General features: G+C 55.3%; 1 rRNA gene. It reads right to left on the bottom strand.

The annotated features are described in order from the left end of the window. Positions 1-25 precede the first annotated feature (25 nt). A 23S ribosomal RNA gene (locus ACLJQD_RS22905) occupies positions 26-716 on the bottom strand; the annotation flags it as partial.

Below are 716 nucleotides of genomic sequence, written 5' to 3'. Positions count from 1 at the left end.
ACCGCCAAAACATCTTCGGCGTTGTAAGGTTAAGCCTCACGGTTCATTAGTACCGGTTAGCTCAACGCATCGCTGCGCTTACACACCCGGCCTATCAACGTCGTCGTCTTCAACGTTCCTTCAGGAGACTCTAAGTCTCAGGGAGAACTCATCTCGGGGCAAGTTTCGTGCTTAGATGCTTTCAGCACTTATCTCTTCCGCATTTAGCTACCGGGCAGTGCCATTGGCATGACAACCCGAACACCAGTGATGCGTCCACTCCGGTCCTCTCGTACTAGGAGCAGCCCCCCTCAGTTCTCCAGCGCCCACGGCAGATAGGGACCGAACTGTCTCACGACGTTCTAAACCCAGCTCGCGTACCACTTTAAATGGCGAACAGCCATACCCTTGGGACCTACTTCAGCCCCAGGATGTGATGAGCCGACATCGAGGTGCCAAACACCGCCGTCGATATGAACTCTTGGGCGGTATCAGCCTGTTATCCCCGGAGTACCTTTTATCCGTTGAGCGATGGCCCTTCCATTCAGAACCACCGGATCACTATGACCTGCTTTCGCACCTGCTCGCGCCGTCACGCTCGCAGTCAAGCTGGCTTATGCCATTGCACTAACCTCCTGATGTCCGACCAGGATTAGCCAACCTTCGTGCTCCTCCGTTACTCTTTAGGAGGAGACCGCCCCAGTCAAACTACCCACCAGACACTGTCCGCAACCCGG

Origin of the sequence: Salmonella sp. SAL04214, assembly GCF_046550615.1 — a bacterium.
Taxonomy (GTDB): domain Bacteria; phylum Pseudomonadota; class Gammaproteobacteria; order Enterobacterales; family Enterobacteriaceae; genus Salmonella; species Salmonella enterica.
The sequence above is the reverse complement of the archived record's forward strand: the minus strand, read 5'-3'. Positions and strand labels throughout refer to the sequence as shown.